This is a genomic window from Desulfobulbus alkaliphilus, assembly GCF_016918545.1.
GTDB lineage: Bacteria > Desulfobacterota > Desulfobulbia > Desulfobulbales > Desulfobulbaceae > Desulfobulbus > Desulfobulbus alkaliphilus.
Window position 1 is genome coordinate 1 of sequence record NZ_JAFFQC010000353.1, and the last position, 410, is coordinate 410.

Sequence of the window (410 nt, forward strand, 5' to 3'; positions counted from 1 at the left end):
GGTCATGGAGCAGCACTATTGCCGTCAGGAACCCTTTGTGTCCCTTGGGCGCTACATCCATGTGATGGCCCAGAAACCGGCCGGTTGAGACGAACCGGCGTGAATGTGATGCGGGATCGAGCCGTCGGGGTGCCACCGACCCCGGCCTATATCACCACGGCGGGCGAGTGACCCGTCGGTTATAACAACGAGATGATAACGTCATGATGAGTACATCCCGTACCCTGCCAGAGACGGTGGGATGGGTCAGACAGGAGGGGTTGTCCCTGAACCTCCCCACCGACAGGCTGGCCTTTCTGATCGCGATCAAGACACTCTCCGAGGATGAATCGGATCTGTCGGAAGCCGCGCTGCACGACGCCTTCGGTTATGTGAGCAACGCCTTCGGCCAGATGGACGAGACCCTCTCC

2 pseudogenes are annotated in these 410 nt (G+C 60.0%); both read left to right on the forward strand.

Going from position 1 to position 410, the window contains the following annotated elements:
- Window positions 1-88 (forward strand): annotated as a pseudogene (locus JWG43_RS20500) (tRNA uridine 5-oxyacetic acid(34) methyltransferase CmoM); the annotation flags it as partial.
- Window positions 89-203: 115 nt separating this feature from the next.
- Window positions 204-410, forward strand: a pseudogene (locus JWG43_RS18905) (chromosome partition protein MukF); the annotation flags it as partial.